Below are 18603 nucleotides of genomic sequence, written 5' to 3' on the forward strand. Positions count from 1 at the left end.
TACCTTTATCCTATGTACGTACGAGAACCCGCACTAGCTTATAGAAACCAGAAATTCACCATCGAGGAATACCTTGAGATGGAAAATGCTACGGATGAAAAGCATGAGTACTATCAGGGAGAGATATTTGCTATGTCTGGAGCAAAGCATGAACACGACATAGTTACTATTAACCTGACGGCGGCTCTCAGGATAAAATTGAAAAAGAAGCCATGCCGGCCCAACAGTAGTGACATGCGTATCTACATACCTAAGAATACCTTGTTCACTTATCCTGATGTTTCAATTGTGTGCGGGGAACCGGAATTTCTTAACGATGATCAATTCAATCTTTTAAACCCGGTTATCATCATTGAAGTTCTCTCTGCATCAAGCAGGAGCTACGACCGCGGCGATAAGTTTAAATTATACCGAGATATCCCTTCTCTAAAGGAATATATTCTCATTGATCCAGAAAGGATAAGTATAGAGGCCTTTTACATCAATGCAGAATCTGAATGGGCTTTGAAGGAGTTTAATAACATTAGTGATACACTGTCTCTTAACTCAATAAAAGTATCACTGCCGCTCGCAGACATTTATGATGGCACTCAGATAGCCAAAGCCTGATCTGCTGCTGCTGTCTTACTTTGAATAATTTCCTTGTATACTGTATATAATGCCATCGTGGCTATTATTGTAAGTATAGTTATTAGATACCGTTGTGGTGGTGAGTAGTACTATTCTGCCCGATACCGTATCTGGGGTGGTACTTGTGGGTATCAGCTGTTTGGAATAAGTAACTATGGCGCCATCTGCACTCAGTGTACCATTAATGACGTGTCCTGCTGCAAAACCCTGAGAAAACCCGATGAGTATCTGTGTGGTATCTGTAGTGGACCGGGCTATAGCTATCTGTTGCTGATAGGTTGATGAATTGGTAATGTTGTTATCATTCCCTAGCCAATTATCTAGTATGGTGGTCTTCTCGCAGTTTACACCTGTATGGCTTACCGGGCAAATGCATTGTTTATCATTGCAGGTACCACCATTGATACAGACTACACTGCATTTTTCAGGTCCGCAAGATGTGCCGACTATTGTAGTCAGTGTTCCAATTGACAATAAGGTGCTTAAAAGGACAATGCGGGGATGTGCCATAGCAGACTGATTTTAGGTGTACAAAATAATGATTTACAATCCACAATATTCGCGCCAAATTCTGATTCCCGGCATCTTCAAAATAAAAATAAAATTATTTTCCACTGCGCAGATTGATTGCGCAGTAGTGTTTCACCTTTGTATTGTCAATGAGAAAACAGCAGTTTATATCGAATAGTAACCAAATCGTTGAGTTATGCTGTTTCCATTTGCCTATTCACTAACAATTTTTAGAACTACAAAAAGATGAAGACATTACAGATAACAGGACAAGATCTATTAGCCATTGGGTACACGGAAGGCAGAGCTTTAGGTAAGGCTATGAATATAGCCAACAAGAATATTGCGGAAGAAGATAAGGGTAAACTAATGGCGTTGCTCACAAAGGTTCTGCAAGAGCCTGAATCATATGTTCTCCATGAGGTATTATCCCCAATAGCAAGAGCACTTGGTGCCGGTAAGCCTGACCCTAATGATATTATACCTATAAAAGAAATTGGCGACGACTATGTTATCTACGGTGCTGACCATATAGAAGAAGGTGCCAGAAAGCAGATGGCTACTGCTATGCGGCTGCCGGTAACTGTGGCGGGTGCGTTGATGCCCGATGCCCATCAGGGTTATGGCTTGCCCATAGGTGGTGTACTGGCTACAAAGAACGCGATCATACCCTATGGAGTGGGAGTGGATATTGGTTGCCGTATGGCTTTGTCGGTCTTTGATATTACCGAAGACTTTTTCCTGCAGAACCAGGCTAAGTTTAAAAGAGAGCTGATTGCCCAGACTAACTTTGGTGCAGGTGGTGGATTTAAGGGAAAAGACAAAGCAGAGCATGCTCTATTGGATAGTGCCGATTTCAACATCACTTCTTTTATAAAGGATATGCATAGCAAGGCTGCTAAGCAGCTGGGATCATCGGGCGGTGGTAACCACTTTGTGGAATGGGGTATCATTGAGTTTGCTGAGGCAGATGAAGCATTGAACATGCCCGCAGGTAAGTATGTGGCGCTGTTAACGCATTCCGGTTCGCGCGGATTTGGGGCCACTATTGCAGGGCACTATACCAGAATAGCTAAGAACCTTTGTAAGCTGCCACAAGGCGCACAGGACCTTGCCTATCTGGACATGAACAGTGAAGCGGGTCAGGAATACTGGCTGGCCATGAACCTTGCGGGAGATTATGCATCGGCTTGTCATGATGTGATACACCGTAAACTGACTGCCGCCATTGGCGGACAGGTACTGGCCAGGGTGGAGAACCACCACAATTTTGCATGGAAGGAAATGTGGAACGGAGAAGAGGTGATCGTTCACCGTAAAGGTGCTACTCCCGCAGGAAAGGGAGTGATGGGAATAATACCGGGAAGTATGACCGCGCCGGGATTCCTGGTGCGTGGAAAGGGTGCAGAACAGTCGCTAAACTCAGCATCGCACGGTGCGGGAAGGCAGATGAGCCGGACCGCTGCCACAAAGAACATTACTAAGGCGGAAATGAGCGCTATACTTAAAGCTAATGATGTAACCCTGATAGGTGCAGGCCTTGATGAAGCACCAATGGCCTACAAGGACATAAACAAGGTAATGGCGGGCCAGACAGACCTTGTAGATGTAGTTGCTAAGTTCAAGCCTAAAATGGTAAGAATGGCCGATGACGGTAGCCGCGAAGATTAGTATCAAGGTAAAAAGTAAAACCAGTTCGACTTTAAATATACACCCAATGAAATAACCACCTCCCCCTAAGTTTCGGCAGAAAAAGCCGAAACTTAGCGTACTCCTCCTTCAAAAGGAGGAGAGTGGTTGACGTATTCAAAAGTGTAAAATAGAGGTCTATTTGGTATAAAATAAATGAGATGAGGGATAATTCCCAACCACCGTTGCCGGGGCTTGATGCCGGCACGGTGGTATTGCCGTTTGTTGAGGTCTGTTCAGATGTATGGCTTAACTTTAATCAATAAAATCTGCAACCATGATCACAGACAATCCATCTCAACGGGAAAATAGCTTAGCCGCCGACACTGTGCTGTCGTGCGTAGAGGCTGTTAACAATGGAGATTATAAAGAAGCCCGTACTTACGTTTCCGACCAGATGGTATTCCTGGGCGTAATGGGATCCAGCGATGGCGGAGATGCCTATGTTGACTACCTGGAACTAAAGAAGATAAGATATCAGGTACATAAGGTGTTTGCCGAAGGCGATGATGTGTGCCTGCTATACGACCTGCTGATGGGTGGAAAAGCCATTTATGGCTGCGGCTGGTACCACGTTAAAGAAGGCAAGATAAATATGCTGAGAGTGGTGTTTGACCCAAGGCCGTTGCTGGAACAAAAGGGTTAGTGAATCACTTCCACTTTTACTGAATAATAGATCTTTTGCCAATCCTTTCGCAAAATGGAAAATAGATATTGATCCTCCAAATCTCCTTTATCATTCAGACCCGACTCGCGCATAATACCCTCAAATTGAAATCCGGCTGTTTTCTCTATCGATCGTTTAGATGATATATTGGAAACCAGACAGCCGGTCTCTATGCGGTTGAGCCCCAGTAGCTCGAACCCAAGATAGAAAAGGTGTGGTTTTGACATAGGAGCTATTCCCTTGCCCCGCATGTGCAATAAAGTATCGGCCCCGGTAGAGCCTCTGCGTTCATTAAAGCTATCTACACTCAGCAGACTAAGTCCTGCCAGTTTATCACCTACGGTTGTGTAAAAGCCATATTGTGTCCTTTGTTCGTCTTCATATTCGGGCAGGTAGTTTTCTTTTATCTCTTTCAGTAGTTCATCAGCATCGGGGAAAACGGCAAACATATCCAGCACCTCATCTGCATTAGCTTCTGTGATAAGGTGGAGCGTGATATTGCCTGAACGGAGTGCTTGGAAGGGCATGAGACGGAATAGGCTAAAAACTTACTGCAAGATGATTTTTGACAAATTGTCTTTCTACTTTTCTTATTTCCTTATCAGTGCTGATATAGTTCTCTTTTTTCTTCTCAACAAGTTTGAGCCAATCTAATGCAGGAATCGTGCCGTTTGAATGTATTTCCAATCTGATCATTAGACTCTCATTTGGTTCACGCTTATTATTGATCAATTGACTCAATAATGTTTCGTGTATGTCGATCTCATCAGCAAACTCTGTTCTCTTTTTGCCGATGGTGTCAATATAAATCGAAAGAAAGTAACCGAAGCTATAATCGATTTTAAATTCAGTGCTCTTTATATATTTTTCTAAAAGCAACTTAAAACGCATTAGTTTTAAAGAAAGAACTTCTTCCTGTGTTATTTCCTTGCGCAATTTTGCCCTTGCTTCACTTAGCTGCGCAACAGCTTCCTCCTTTTGCTTTTTTGTAAGCTTTACAGGGAATACATAAGCTTCAGCAAGTTCTGCCGGTGTGTTCTGCTCAAATAGCTCATTAACTTTAATAACGCTCATCATAAGTATGCTTTAAGTAGTTGTAATAATTGTCTGCCTTCCAGGTAAAGCTGCCAGCCGGCATCAATCATTCCGTATTGCCGGATGTAGTGTTGTTTTAGTTCTGTTTTAGGGATAAGCGAAACGCAACCCAATTCGCCATATAACGTAAGGGCTTCTGATGCTGCGAAAGCAATAAGGCAGCCGGCTACTCTATCATATTTTTTGCTCTTTCCCTTATTGTCTGTTGAAACAGCCAATAATTTTATTTCAATTCTGTATTCCGAGTCATAGCGAATGAGCGATATTACACCTAATAGTTGCTCATTTAATATAACTAATTTATAGGTGATCGCAGGAGCTCTTTCTTTCTTCCATTGGAAAAAGAACTGTTTCGCAGTAATGATTTTATAGTCATTACTATCAACTATCAATACGTCCGCTTTGTGTTTCTGATTCGTTTGTGGCTCTATAACATACACACTCAAAGATAAGCAAATCTTTACACATTGTGTAAAGATTTACACCTGATTGCATTTCGGGGATCGAATAAAAATTGAAGAAACATGATAACATTTATGTTTTCCATAAGAATGTAAAAAGATAATAAGCATTACATTTGAGAAGATAATACTGAATGAAAAATATGCAGGTGAGTAAGTGGCCGAAGATGTTAATGGTGAGTGCGGGGTTGATCTGTGCATCTTATACTGCCAATGCGCAGTTGACATGGACACCGCCGGCTCCTCCCCCTGTAAACTATCTGGAGAAAGCCCAGGGTTATGTAGCTACAAAAAACTATGATAGCGCCATAATCATTTACAAGAAGCTCTATGAGGAGAGTGGCGAAGCCATGTACACCCCTTATTTCAATACACTGCTTGAAGCAAAGAAGTATAAGGACGCAGAGAAACTGGCTTCGTCTTATCAGGATAAGTATACCGATAAGTTTGTACCCGAAGTAGACCTGGGACGTGTATATAAACTGGAAGGCAAGGATAAAAAGGCCGTTGAGCTTTTTGAAAAAGCGGTAGCAAAGATCAATGGCGACGACATGCTCACACAGCGGATAGTAAAAGCGTTTACCGATGCCGACCTTCCTGAGTATGCTATTAAGGCCTATGAGCAGGCAATACAGAGATTAGGCAATCCATATTTATATGCAGTGCAGCTGGCCAACCTCTACGCCAAAAACAACCAGATAGATAAAGCCATGGATGTGGTGATGACCGGTAGCCCCGGTCAGTTCATAACTGTAGACAATGTGAAAGCCTTGTTTCTGCAATGGATGGGTACAGACCCAAAGAAATTGCAGACCGCCCAGAAATACCTGATGGGCAGAATTAATGAAGAGCCTAATAACACTTACTACGTGAGCCTGCTTACGTGGATATATACCCAGAAGAATGACTGGGACGGCGCATTGATACAAATGGAAGCTGTTGATGAGCGCAACAACGAGACCGGCAAGACCCTGATAGACTTTGCCCACGTAGCTGCCGCAGCTAAGAAATATGATATAGCCTTTAAGGCCTATGACGATGTGATAGCCAAGGGTGCTGACAAGCCACTCTACGGAGCAGCGAAGAGCGAAAAGATAACTGCACAACTGGCTCAGCTGAAGACCACACCCAACATACAGCCCGAAAGCATCACTGCCCTGCTGAAGGAATACGACGCAGTTTTTGTAGCCTATCCGCAAAACTACTCTACCCCTGCCGCAAGCGATTATGCAATGATAGCCGCGCAGTATGCGGATAGTATAGATAAGGCAATTGCCATCCTGAAATATGCCATTACTTATCCCGGTACAAGAGTGCAGCAGGTAGGTGCACTGAGTTTGCAGTTAGGCGATTATTATGTGATCAAGGGTAAGGTGTGGGATGCATCGCTTATATATAGCCAGGTAGACAAACAGTTCAAACAAGATATGCTGGGTGAAGATGCCCGCTTCCGTAATGCTAAACTTCATTACTATCGCGGCGACTTTGAGTGGGCGCAGAGCATGCTGAGCGTATTGAAACGCTCTACTACAGAGCTTATAGCCAATGATGCACTGTTTCTGTCGGTACAGATAACCGAAAATGTGCAGGACAGCAATTTTTACCCCCTGGCACGTTTCGCATATGCCGACCTGTTGCTGTTCCAAAACAAGGATAAGCAGGCAGAAGCTTTATTGGATAGCATTTCCACCGCATTCCCTAAACATCCGCTGAATGACGACATACTGATGCAGCATGCTAAAATAGCCATGAAGCATACCAACTACGACAAAGCGATCACCTTCCTTACAGAAATAGTTCAGAAATTTCCTGAAGATGTATTGGCCGATGATGCGGTGTTTACCATGGCAGAGATCTATAACTACAACCTGAACAAGAAAGACAGCGCCAAAGAGTATTACGAGAAGCTGATCATAGATTTTCCGGGAAGTACATTTGTGCAGGTAGCACGACAGAAGCTTGGAGAGATCAATAATCCGGTGCCCTGAGAATGGCTGAATTGCGCAATGGCTTAATGGCTCAATGCTAGATGAAAATGCGGCAATGTGATGGACTGTGGAGGAAATGTGATGGAATGCGATAATGCAGTGAAATAGTTAGAAAATAATGATTTCTTAATGCCTGAAAGGGCGATTTTAAACGGGAAGGGCAAAAATAAATTGGCAGATTAGCTAATTGGCGTAAAAAATTCTATTTTTGCCACCCTTTACATTAAAAATATGCAGTATAAAGAAATAGTTTCTGTAACCGGCCTTAGTGGCCTTTACCAATTATTGACCACCAAGAGTGATGGTGCTATTGTGCGCAACATTGGCGATAAAACAACCAAGTTTATATCTGCCCGCCAACATAATGTAACGCCGCTTGAAAGTATAGAAGTATACACTATAGCTGAGAACGTGCGCTTACATAATGTATTCCAGAAAATGGTGGAGCATGAAACATCTATACCTCCTGTAGATCCTAAGACGGCTACTAAAGAAGGCGTATCTGGATATTTCAAGAGCGTATTCCCTGAATTTGACGAGGAAAGGGTATACGTAAGCGATATGAAGAAGATGCTGAAGTGGTTTGAACTGCTGAAGGCAAATGATCTGCTTAATTTTGATGCACAGATAGCTGAAGATAATGCTGCTAACGAAGAAGCTGCACCTGCAGTAGAAGCGCCGGCTGCTGTTGCTGAACCGGTAGCTGAAGAAAAGCCTGCCAAGAAAGCTGCAAAAAAGAAAGCTGTAGCTGAAGATGGTGCTGAAGGTGAAGAAAAACCTGCTAAGAAAGCTGCTGCCAAGAAGAAGAAGACTGAAGAATAGCTTGACCAAGTTAAAAGTAAAAAGTGTGTGATGCACTTTATTAGGTATTGAGCTTTAACTGCAAGTAATAATATATTGAAATTTAACTTTTATTTTAAAGCCCGCACCTGCGGGCTTTAAATATTTATGCGTGTAATGGTGTAAATTTAGGGTAAGTGAAAAGTACCCCGCATATCACCATCGCCAATCCTTGTCATGAAGATTGGAACGCTATGAGACCTGCTCAGCAGGGGCGGCATTGTGCTGCCTGCCAAAAGTCGGTGACTGACTTCACAACAATGAGTGATGAGCAGATGCCGGCCTTTTTTGCCCACAGCACCGACAGTGTAATGTGCGGCAGATTTTTACCTGCTCAACTGAACCGAGACCTGGTGGCTCCAATCAGCAGAAGTACCATTCCCGGAATATTAATTAAAAGAATAGCTGCGATGGTGTTGCTGGTTCAGTCAATGGTGAGTGCGGCAACAGCCCAGCAAAAGGACAGTGTAAGAGTAGAGCAAACTGACAAAAAAGATACTGCAATTTTACCTCAGTTGCCACTACAAATAAAGGGACGGGTGACAGGTATCCTCAAAGAATATAGAGCAGGTATTGCGCTAAAAATAAGGGGAACAGATATCACGACTAAAACAGACCGAAATGGCCGTTTTGTATTGCAGCTGCCTGACGGATTTGATAGTGCTAAAATTATTATTGAGGAGGACAGATCAACACCACCATATACATTCTCCTATTACGAGGTCATGCACAAACAGGTACGCTATTCAGATATTGCAGCTGGTAAGGAGATAGTATTGAGCTCTAAGCCTCTAATAGTGTCTGTTGCGGGAACCTTCCCTAATCCATCAGTGCCTGCAAAACCCATTGATGTGCCGGCGGTAACAGGGTTTACTACAATGACTACTCCCCGGCAACAAACTGTTGACCTTCCAACATTATGGACGAAAGATCCACGCACTACCCTGATGAACTTTCCTAAAACATCAACAGTATGGAAGCGGTTGACCGCATACTGGAAGGGCGAAAGAAGTGAAATTGAAAACCTTCATTTACAAGCGATCAAAGATAAACAGACTAATAAACGCCTTTAATATAGGACAGACCGTCAATAATATAAGAAACGATGAAGCACCAGCAAAACATACTGACTCTGCATAACCCTTGTAACGAGGATTGGGAGCGTATGCCTGTTGCCGACAGGGGCAGGTATTGCGCTGCCTGCCAGAAGATAGTGATGGACTTTACATTGATTACGTCAACTCGGTTGGCTGCAATAATTGTGTTTTTACTGGTTGTCATAACTCCGGCTTGGTCGCAGCAGGCTGGTCCAGATATGGGCGCCATGCATCAAACGGTGAAGAATACTCTCGACCCCAAACAATTAAGAGAGATACACGGAAGAGTAAGAGATGTGCATAATGCTACTATGGCGGGTATTACGGTACATATAAAGGGGATGCCTGTAGATGCTGTGACAGATGATACCGGTGAGTTTACGCTCTTGCTGCCAGATACGTTACAGGCTAAACAGCTATTGCTGGTAGCAGAAGTGAATAGCAGTACAATTGGCGGAGTAACCGTGGATATTAAGGACGGTGCATATGTGTCTTTATACTTGCAGCCAAGCATGAAGATAATAAACTCGCCTTCCGGAAAGTCAGATTTGATCCGCATGATCGGTGGGGCAGAGCCAAATGATCTTGTTGCAACGACTCCGGGCATTTATCAACAAAAGAGAGGTGGAGCCGCACCAAATGCGAAAAGTAGCACACCTGCTATTGTGCCTAAGGATAAGCCCACGTTTTGGGAGCGCATTGCCAAGCCGTTCAGAAAAAAGAACAAGACCAATGAAGCGAAGTAACCCCATCATATCCATCCCCGATCCATGCCACGAAAACTGGGATGCAATGACACCTGTGCAACAGGGCAGGTACTGTGGTGCTTGTCAGAAGACTGTGATAGATTTTACGTTGATGAGTGATGGCCAGATACTGGATGTGTTTAAGAAAGCGGGTGGCCGCCATCCTTGTGGACGGTACCTCCCTTCGCAGTTAGACCGACCATTATTGGATACCCGGCCAAAAACAACTTTCATTGGTACGCTGGTTAAGCGTATTGCCGCAATGGTATTGCTGGTGCAGTCGGCCTCAACAGCTATGGCTCAGCAGGCAAAAAGCCATATGGTCACTGTGGAGCAATATCACGAATACGACACAGACTCGCTGGGTCGCATACAGGTATCGGGTAAGCTTATAGATACACTAAGCAAGCAACCGCTATCCCATATGAGTATTTATATCAAACAGATCGACACTACGGTGTTTACTGATTTGAACGGTCAATTTTCATTTGCCATGCCTGCCGAACTTGATTCTGTATCGGTGCTGGTGAACCGAAAAATCTACATCGATAATACGGGGGTAGTAGCAGCGTTACAATCTCCAACTGTACCCATTCCCGAACAAACCGTTGCAGTAACTAAAACAAAAAATGGTGGCGCGCTGGAAGTGCATGTAAGGTATGAATCGACCGCATTTACAATTTATAACCCGGGTGTTATTACCGTTGCAGGCGCTTCGCCGGGCCCCATTCCAATGATTACTACCGTTGACTGGCTGAAGAATTATGTATGTACTGTATATACCCTGGTAAAGGGAGACAGTACATTTCGTAAGCCCGTCATCAAGCTGCCGAAAGATTTAATTGCAGCGCGGTCGGAGAAAACGGTGTGGGGAAGGTTGACCAATTACTGGATGGGTAAGAAGAAATAATGTGTACAGATTAGATAAACCGCACTTTTCTTATTTTATCAGGAAGCAAAGATTACCGGTGTAGATATCGTCTTTAGATATAGGAATGCATAGCTTGATGAAGGAAAACAACTACGTGATGAGCGACGCAAAAAATATAATAACACTACCACAACCCTGCGATGCCGATTGGCAGCAGATGACGCCTACAGATAGGGGGCGCCATTGCGCGCAGTGTTGTAAGACGGTGGTAGATTTTACATTGCTGAGTGATGGTGAGATACTGGATGTTTTCAAAAAGGCAAAAGATAATCCGCCGTGCGGGTACTTCCTGGAAACGCAACTGAACAGGGAGTTGGTAGATACTAGGTACAGACCATATTTTTTCAGTATGATCATGAAGCGGGCTGCGGCAATGCTTATTTTGTTTCAGTCTGTAACAATAGCAGCACTGGCGCAGCAGGCAAAGAAGGCTACGGTTAACCAGCAGGCCGACAAGCAAAAAACAGCTGTAAAGACCAGCAAACTACAGATATGCGGCCGTGTGCTCAACTATGGCAGCAAGGAGCCAATAGCCGGAGCGCGTGTATGGATAAACGATACACAGATAGATAGCGTTACTGATAAGTACGGTATGTTTGTCCTCACGCTACCCGACAACTTTAATATGGCGCATCTATTATTGCTGGGCTCCCTGCCCAACTACACAGGCAGTGACATGATAATAGAAGATACAATGACTTTCGCCGACGTGGTCAACAATAAGGAACTTGTACTTTATGCGTATCAAGTGCAAACATTGCAACAGCATGATCTTATCATGCCTGATATAAACGTCAGAACTTATGGTGGAATTCCTGTGCATTATGTTGAGCCGCTTAGAAAGAAAGCCAATATCTGGCAGAGAATGACCCGACCCTTACGAGGTAAAAAACAAAGCTGATGAGGTATACATTATTGTTGCTTACAGCTCTGCTGGTTGTCAATATGGTTGCAGCACAACAGCCAAAGAAGAAGGCGCAACGCGGCATGCGTGTATTGCAGCCGAGAGACTGTATAGTAGCTGTACAGATGCCACCTGAGGTATTTACCTCCGTAGAACAGCAACCCGAGTTCAAAGGTGGCGCCGCCGAATTAGACAAGTATCTCGACAAGACATTGCGCTACCCCGATGGGGCCAGGGAAAACTATATACAAGGCAAAGTAATTGTGCGGTTTATGGTAGATGAACATGGCACTATTACCAACGTAAAGGTCATAAAAGGTATAGGTTATAGCTGCGATGAAGAAGCAGTAAGAGTGGTAAAGGCCATGCCACCGTGGCATCCCGGAAAAATAAATGGCAAAGCTGTTAGAACGGTGTATGTATTACCGGTCGCTTTTAAGATAATGTAGGGGGTTGTTGGGTATTTAGATTTGACAACTTTCCTAAAATTTGTCAAATCTGATAAGTGCGGGAAGTTTATACTTTGTAGCCTTGTTTATCTGTTTTTGTCCGGCGCCCCGTAGGGCAATGTCATTAAGTTAAGGACAAATAACATGTTATGATGCCGAAGGTATCAGATGTTTATAGCAAAGTCAGTCGTAAATTGGAAACGATGCCGAAGGTATCGGATGTCTGACTAAGCGAATTGCTCTTAACCTGATGTCATTGACAGCAAGGCCGCACCTGCCCCTCCCCACCCACAAAAAAGCGTCCCGGAAACCGGGGCGCTTTACTATGAAATAGTGCTGTGTGTTTTACTCTTTTACAAACTTGAATACCTTACTTGCTCCATCCTTGTTCAGGCGCAGCAGGTAGATACCCGCAGGCACGTTCGACATATCTACAGACTTGTCCAGCTGCCCGTTGGCTATCGTAGCTTCTGAGAGATAGACAACCTGACCGATAGCGTTGGTTACCTGCACACTCGCCTGTCCGTCTGCTATATTATCCAGCTGACCCTTGATGGCGAAACTACCATTGTTAGGGTTAGGGAACATTTCTATCGCGCTGAATTCAGGAACTGTGTTGACTACTACAGTACCTACATGTACAATGATGGTATTGCTCACTCCAAGGCTTGCGCAAAGACCTGTGCTCAACACTTCCATTCTTACTGTGTCGCTGTGTGTAAGGCCGCTCAATACAAGCGTAGTAGTCGTAGCACCTGGCACTACCACACCATTTACATACCAAACATAACCAACAATACTAGGACCTGATGCATAACCGGTAAGGGTTACTGTAGAACCTACCAATACCGACGTAGCGGTAGATGTAATGCTCACCACAGGTGTGTTATTTAATACTGTCACCACTATTATGTTACTGGTATCATGCGGCTTATCAGGGCAGGCAATACTGCTGGTCAGTACGCAGCTTATGTTTGCGCCACTGGCCAATGATGCTGATGCATAGTTATCGAATATAGCGCCTACTATTGGGTAAGTAGGACCATACAACCACTGGTACTGTGGTGAGAAACCACCATTGGTTACCGCCACATGGAAATGGAAAGTTGTACCTACGCAAACAGTATCGTCAGGAGTTACCGTGATCACAATGTTCGGTGTGTCTGTAGGGTTGATAACGATGTGGATAGAATCCCTCAATGAAGGACATGCATCCAATGTATCTGTAAGGTAATAGAAACCGGTATCTGCGTAAGCTATAGACGGGATAACAGGGTTCTGCAGATTAGAACTGAAGCCACCTGGTCCTGACCAATGATACGTGAATATACCCGAGAAGTTAGGGTTAGCGAACAACTGCAAAGTACTACCCGCACACAATGGTGAGTTAGAACTATCGAGTGGTGTAGGCGGTATAAATGAATTCACCAGCACCGGCACTGTATTAATATAAGCCGGGCAGTTATTAGCATGGGTTACAGTTACAGAATAAGTACCGCCATTAGCAGTGGTAACCGATGGTATAGAAGGGTTCTGCAAGGTAGAAGTAAACCCTGCAGGGCCGGACCATGAGTAACCATTTACTGAATAAGGTGCGGTAACCGTGAAATTGATAGTTTGACCCACACACACCGGTGAATTGGCAGTAACCGTAGTAGCTGGTAATGTAGTAACAATATTGATGTTGATATTATCATCAACCGATGTTGTCACCGGGTTGGTAGACACTATACGGATGCGATAACCTGTACCTGCCGCTGTACCTGCCGGTATGATAGCGGGTATAGCACCAAACGTAGATGAAGTAACAGAGCCTATCACAACAGGGGCAGCAAAGCTACCTGTAGCATCAGACAGTTGCACCCTGAAGATATTACCCGCACCAAAGTTGTAGTTAACAGTATCATGAACAGTAATAGAAGAACCCGCGCAAAGCAACGTATCCATAAATATCTGGCGGAAACCTACGATAGTATCTCTTGCGAATTTACTTGCGAACGCTTCAGTATTACCATTGTTAGTAGTACTGGCAGCTCCGGTTGTAGCGAATCCTGATCCGGTTGGGCTTGTTGTTCGGCCTGCTATAACAATACTGTTAGTTGCGCCGGCTGTAGCAGTTCCATCAACAGTAATACCATTTGCGAAGTCGTTCCCGCTTCTGCCAAAATAGGTTGTATATAGCTTTTGTCCCAAAGTATTATACTTTGCTACAAAAGCGTCACAAACGCCGCTTAGCCCGGTCTGAAGTGCGCCTGCTGAAGCAATACCCGCACTCTTTGTACCACCGGTTATGGCAATGAATCCCATACCGTCAACAACAATAGCTTGTGCATAATCTGAATCTATTCCACCAAGATAAGTTCCCCATTGCTTATTGCCGGCTACGTTAAATTTCATAAGGAATCCATCCTGCAATCCACCATAAGTGCTGGTATATGAAATACCTGATGCTATAGCGTCGTTGGCTGATGTATTACCGGTAACAAAAACGTTGTTTGCAGCATCAGATCCAACTGAATTCCCTATATCATCGCTGCTGCCTCCAATATATGTACTCCACAAAATGGAAGGAGTAGCTGTATTAACTGAATAACGTGCAAGAAAGCCATCTGTAGTACCGCCTATTGCTGATTGATAAGCAGGTATTGTAGCAATGCCAACAATACTGTTGGTTAAACCGGTAACGGCTACAAATGCTGTGGCAGTGGTTGTGTTTAATGTTACACCGCGTATTTCATCTTCGCCCGTTCCGCCATAATAAGTAACAAACTGGTTAACCCCTGCACTGCTGAATTTAGCCATTATACCGTCTCTTGTACCATTCAGGTTAGTCGCATCAGTTGCAAGACCTGCGCTTTCAGTACTTCCTGCTACATACACGTTGTTAGACTGATCCAGTGTGATCGAATACCCGAACTCATCATCTATTCCTCCCAGATAAGTAGCCCATGTTATTCCACCACCACCGGCAATTTTAGCTACGATAATATCGCTGCCACCACCATTCGTTGACTGAAATGGTGCCGGTGCTCCCGAAGCAATAGAGGTAAGAGACGTCGATGAAGAGCCTACCATGTAAATGCCTGAAGCATCAATAGCCATACCCATTGCTTTATCTTCTCCACTGCCTCCAAAGTAAGTAGCCCATGTAACCAGATTACCTGCTGTAGGATAACGAACAACAAATGCATCATAGTTTCCACCGCCAAACGTTGTAATAGGAGCTGTACCAGTACCTAACCCGGTACTCGCAGTATAACCACATACATACACACTGCCGCTAGCAGAGATCTTTACCGCGGTGGCTACATCTTCATTTGTTCCACCAAAATAGGTAGACCATTGGAGATACGGATCAATAGTCAACACACCCGAATAGCTCCCTGTTTCAAAACTTACGATATTGTCTTTTAGGGAAAAACGCGAAGACACTTTTTTGTGAGTAGCACTTTCATAAGCAAATGGCTTTTTCTCTGTTACATCACCCATTGGGGTACGTGCAAGTATGCCGCCATCGGCAGTAACGCTCAATTCGGTTGCACCGCCATATTGTAATCGTATATTTTTTACATCACCACCTTCGCGCACCACAAAATCATACTCTACGTTATTATCTTTCACGTACAACACCCAGTCAATATTAGGGTATACATTTGAATAGGTAATTTTACGGTATGCCAATGCGTGAAACCCACCAGGTCCCGACTGGGGTATGTAATAATTTTCCTGGTAATCTACAATGTCAGACTCTTTGACAGCTGCATAAGGGTTTGCGCCTAGCAACTTCACGTCCATTGCATACGTTGTGATATCAGGCCTTTTATCTCCTGCTACTACTTTTTTAAACTGGTAATGCAACTGACCATTACCAACAAATAAACTCACTCCTTTGCCCGAGAGTTTAAATTGGATATCACTACGGGAATGATTGTTCTCATCCAGCACCTGTCCTTTATTTTCTACAAAGCAAAGTGGCTTTTGCAAACCACCCGCATTTAGTGATTTCACGTCTTTAGCAAGGGCAGATACCGATAATAAACAACTGAATAAGAGCAGTTGGCATTTTGTACCATTAAAATACATATGCAAAATAGTTTATTGATTATAATAACAATGATGCAATGTAACAATTATATCACAAATAAAGAAGTATACAGCCCTTCTTACTAAGTAGGAAATGAAAAAATAAGATATAACCCACCCACATTTCATAACAACAAAAAATATACAACACTTCAAGTAACCATCGCTAACTAATTAATCCTCCCTCCACAATCAAAAGATATCCACATTTTTGTGAATATCTTTATTTTTCAAACTCATTTCCACACATTAATTTGCACCTCGGATTATTGTTTTCACCCTTAGTTTACCCAAGGACAGAAAAAATATTACGAAGCGATCTTTGACCTTATGAACCTCAACAAAACCTTCAACAACCAACTTTTTGGTAAAGACGCATAATTGCGTCTCCCATGCAACTGGACAGAAACACTTCTTGCCCCGACCATCGGGTACGACCGGGCACCCCCCCCCAAAGCGCCTGCTGTCGGTATCCAATCGATCCCAATCACAGGTCGGGAGACCGGTTCTCTTTTAGACACCGCTCTCCGCTCTTCCGCTCTCGCTCTCATTTTATCGGGCACGATCGGGCATAACCAAAAATCACAACCAAATGAAAAACAATCAATTAACCTCCAATCCATGCCCGATTAAATTTTATTTTTCACCGGGCATACTTCAGAAAACGCCTGTTGTCGGTCTCTGACCGACGACCATCGGGCCGGCTCTCTTTAGTTTCGCTAAGACGTCACTGCGAGGAACGAAGCAGTCTCGCATCCGGCCGGTTTTTTTTGAGACACCGCTCTTCCGCTCTCGCTCTCATTTTATCGGGCACGATCGGGCATACCCAAAAATCACAAACACATGAAAAACAATCAATTAACCCCAACTCCGGTAACTATACCCAATTACACGCACACTAAAGTTGAACGGGGGAACGAGAGCGTCCAATAAAAATTTTGGTAACTCTCCCGTTATCGTATTTTACGTAACAAGTATCTCTTCTGAAAAATAGACCAACTCTTACTTTGTAATAGCAAAAATCGTTGCTAGTATTACACCAAATTGGAATCCCAAGAGCGTTTTCTACCTTATTTCTGCTTGTTTGGTAGTCTATTTTCTTCGCTTTATATGCTGTGGTGCAACTACCTAAGACTATTACGAGCACAAATAGCTGTTTTGCCATTTTTAAGACTTCTTTTTTGACTTGCTGTTATTGTCAGCATGTTTAACTGCAGCCTTCATAATATCCATGAATGACCCGTTAACCGTTAGCGGCTCTTCATATGTGCCACGCTCCTTCTTTACGGGAGCTTTCTTTTTTACTGCCTTAGCCATGTAGTGCAAATTTATACAATAATATTCTTACCTTTGTAAAAACAAAACAACCCCCATGTACTTCTCGCTCCTAATGAGGGACTGCTAATGAGGCAGTGAGTATAATGAGGTTCGGCTAACATCTGTTTGTTTCGCCTATTGGTTTGTTTGCTGCGTCAACAGCTAAAAAAAGCAGTTAGAAGTTTTCACCTTCCATCTCGGAACGGCTAATGAGACCGCCTCTGACCTGCGTATTAAGTATCTTATTGGGCAATTAAGTTTGCCCTTTATTATTTATTTAAGTACCTTTACAGAAGTTATGATTTTCGCAAAAAAACTAACTATTGGGTGGACTCGTTCCGCCCTTTTTTTATAGAGTTAGTGCTAAAGCCTCTAGTTGTAACTTCAATATAGTTATGTCTTTTTCTTTTAAGTCCTTCGGGTATGATAGGTAAGCCCTTTTGCCCTCTGTTAACTTTATCGGAAGCCTCTCTTCTCCTGCAATCTCTGTAAGTAGCAGTGCGGGTTTTGCTTCATCCTGTACCGCAGATGTAACGTTTTTTTCGGTTTGTGTAGCTGGTGTTGGGCTACTAGTCACAGGGACTACTTGCACAGGAGGTTCATTGTCTGCAAATTCTGGGATAGGCCTGCCAGATGGAATGAATCGAAGCACTTCATTATAGCACAGCTTATTACTATCACTCAGTACTCCGACATATTGTGCATTTGATATAAAAACGTCAGCAGCCGCTTGCGATGCGCCCTCTGATATACGGTGAAACCTAAAAAGGTGGATGTGTAAGTTTTGGGGCAGAATGTCGCCATCAAATTTCTCTACAATATCCGCATTGAGGGTTGGCGTTATAAACGCCTTTAGTAATGCTTCAGCCTTTTCTTCTGGGGTAAGGTGGTTGACTATTTTTTTATAAAGTTCGGATACTTTATAGGTATCCTTCTCTCTCTCTAAAAAACCATAGTGCCCACAGGCCGCTATTTTACTAGGATGCGCTCCTTTAATTAAGGATAGTATATCGTCCCTTTTTGCGAAGCTATTTCTAAAGTGCTTGTAAACTTCTCCCGTGAATGATAGGCAATACTCTATGCTGTATGCGGGATAAGCAGCACTTCGCTCTATTGACTTCCGAGCCTTCCCCTCTGTTATTTCTGGATTGGAATTTTGTTCTGTATTCATCTTGTATGATTTTCGCAATTCAAAA

The 18603-nt window shown here is 43.6% G+C and carries 17 protein-coding genes; 10 read left to right on the forward strand and 7 right to left on the reverse strand.

Annotated features, from left to right (window positions below; translation table 11 throughout):
• Positions 1–12 precede the first annotated feature (12 nt).
• Positions 13–609, forward strand: a complete 597-nt coding sequence (locus tag CJD36_RS07865; protein WP_105038580.1) for a Uma2 family endonuclease — start codon at positions 13–15, stop codon at positions 607–609.
• A 15-nt stretch (positions 610–624) separates the two neighbouring features.
• Here the strand turns inward: CJD36_RS07865 and CJD36_RS07870 are convergent, their stop codons facing one another.
• A complete protein-coding gene (locus tag CJD36_RS07870) occupies positions 625–1140 on the reverse strand; it encodes a hypothetical protein (RefSeq protein WP_105038581.1) in 516 nt (171 codons plus the stop codon).
• Positions 1141–1386: 246 nt separating this feature from the next.
• Here CJD36_RS07870 and CJD36_RS07875 point away from each other — a divergent pair, with 246 nt between their 5' ends.
• Entirely contained in the window at positions 1387–2811 is a 1425-nt protein-coding gene (locus CJD36_RS07875; protein WP_105038582.1) for an RtcB family protein, read from the forward strand.
• Between the two features lie 295 nt (positions 2812–3106).
• Positions 3107–3475: a nuclear transport factor 2 family protein gene (locus tag CJD36_RS07880; protein WP_105038583.1), complete on the forward strand. Its 369-nt coding sequence runs from the start codon at positions 3107–3109 to the stop codon at positions 3473–3475.
• Here CJD36_RS07880 and CJD36_RS07885 read toward each other — a convergent pair.
• From CJD36_RS07885 to CJD36_RS07895, 3 genes are read right to left on the reverse strand one after another with little or no spacing between them, the layout of a single operon-like run.
• Positions 3472–4023 (reverse strand): GNAT family N-acetyltransferase, encoded by a 552-nt coding sequence (locus CJD36_RS07885; RefSeq protein ID WP_105038584.1) that lies wholly within the window; start codon positions 4021–4023, stop codon positions 3472–3474. The genes CJD36_RS07880 and CJD36_RS07885 overlap by 4 nt on opposite strands.
• A gap of 13 nt (positions 4024–4036) precedes the next feature.
• Entirely contained in the window at positions 4037–4573 is a 537-nt protein-coding gene (locus tag CJD36_RS07890; protein WP_105038585.1) for a hypothetical protein, read from the reverse strand.
• Entirely contained in the window at positions 4570–5037 is a 468-nt protein-coding gene (locus CJD36_RS07895) for an N-acetyltransferase (protein ID WP_133162546.1), read from the reverse strand. The genes CJD36_RS07890 and CJD36_RS07895 overlap by 4 nt, the downstream gene beginning before the upstream one ends.
• Before the next feature lie 149 nt (positions 5038–5186).
• Between CJD36_RS07895 and CJD36_RS07900 the strand changes: the two genes are divergently transcribed.
• From CJD36_RS07900 to CJD36_RS07930, 7 genes are all read left to right on the forward strand, one after another.
• Entirely contained in the window at positions 5187–7040 is a 1854-nt protein-coding gene (locus tag CJD36_RS07900; RefSeq protein ID WP_105038587.1) for a tetratricopeptide repeat protein, read from the forward strand.
• Between the two features lie 231 nt (positions 7041–7271).
• Positions 7272–7862, forward strand: coding sequence for a DUF5606 family protein (locus CJD36_RS07905; RefSeq protein ID WP_105038588.1), 591 nt, complete (start codon positions 7272–7274; stop codon positions 7860–7862).
• A 155-nt stretch (positions 7863–8017) separates the two neighbouring features.
• Positions 8018–8953, forward strand: coding sequence for a hypothetical protein (locus tag CJD36_RS07910; RefSeq protein ID WP_133162547.1), 936 nt, complete (start codon positions 8018–8020; stop codon positions 8951–8953).
• A 32-nt stretch (positions 8954–8985) separates the two neighbouring features.
• Positions 8986–9723 carry a carboxypeptidase-like regulatory domain-containing protein gene (locus CJD36_RS07915; protein ID WP_105038590.1) on the forward strand — a complete coding sequence of 246 codons (738 nt, stop codon included), beginning with the start codon at positions 8986–8988 and terminating at the stop codon, positions 9721–9723.
• On the forward strand, positions 9710–10633 hold the full coding sequence (locus CJD36_RS07920) for a peptidase associated/transthyretin-like domain-containing protein (RefSeq protein ID WP_105038591.1): 924 nt from the start codon (positions 9710–9712) through the stop codon (positions 10631–10633). Before CJD36_RS07915 ends, CJD36_RS07920 begins: the two co-directional genes overlap by 14 nt.
• 118 nt (positions 10634–10751) lie before the next feature.
• Positions 10752–11555 (forward strand): peptidase associated/transthyretin-like domain-containing protein, encoded by an 804-nt coding sequence (locus CJD36_RS07925; RefSeq protein ID WP_133162548.1) that lies wholly within the window; start codon positions 10752–10754, stop codon positions 11553–11555.
• Complete coding sequence (locus CJD36_RS07930; RefSeq protein ID WP_105038593.1) at positions 11555–12007, forward strand: energy transducer TonB; 453 nt, start codon at positions 11555–11557, stop codon at positions 12005–12007. Before CJD36_RS07925 ends, CJD36_RS07930 begins: the two co-directional genes overlap by 1 nt.
• 345 nt (positions 12008–12352) lie before the next feature.
• Here the strand turns inward: CJD36_RS07930 and CJD36_RS07935 are convergent, their stop codons facing one another.
• The 3 genes from CJD36_RS07935 to CJD36_RS07940 form a co-directional block, all read right to left on the reverse strand.
• Positions 12353–16090, reverse strand: a complete 3738-nt coding sequence (locus CJD36_RS07935; RefSeq protein ID WP_105038594.1) for a DUF7948 domain-containing protein — start codon at positions 16088–16090, stop codon at positions 12353–12355.
• Between the two features lie 1167 nt (positions 16091–17257).
• Positions 17258–17407, reverse strand: a complete 150-nt coding sequence (locus CJD36_RS23220) for a hypothetical protein (RefSeq protein ID WP_161499249.1) — start codon at positions 17405–17407, stop codon at positions 17258–17260.
• A gap of 349 nt (positions 17408–17756) precedes the next feature.
• Positions 17757–18578, reverse strand: a complete 822-nt coding sequence (locus CJD36_RS07940; protein WP_105038595.1) for a hypothetical protein — start codon at positions 18576–18578, stop codon at positions 17757–17759.
• Positions 18579–18603: the final 25 nt, after the last annotated feature.

The organism is Flavipsychrobacter stenotrophus (assembly GCF_002954265.1).
Lineage (GTDB): Bacteria > Bacteroidota > Bacteroidia > Chitinophagales > Chitinophagaceae > Flavipsychrobacter > Flavipsychrobacter stenotrophus.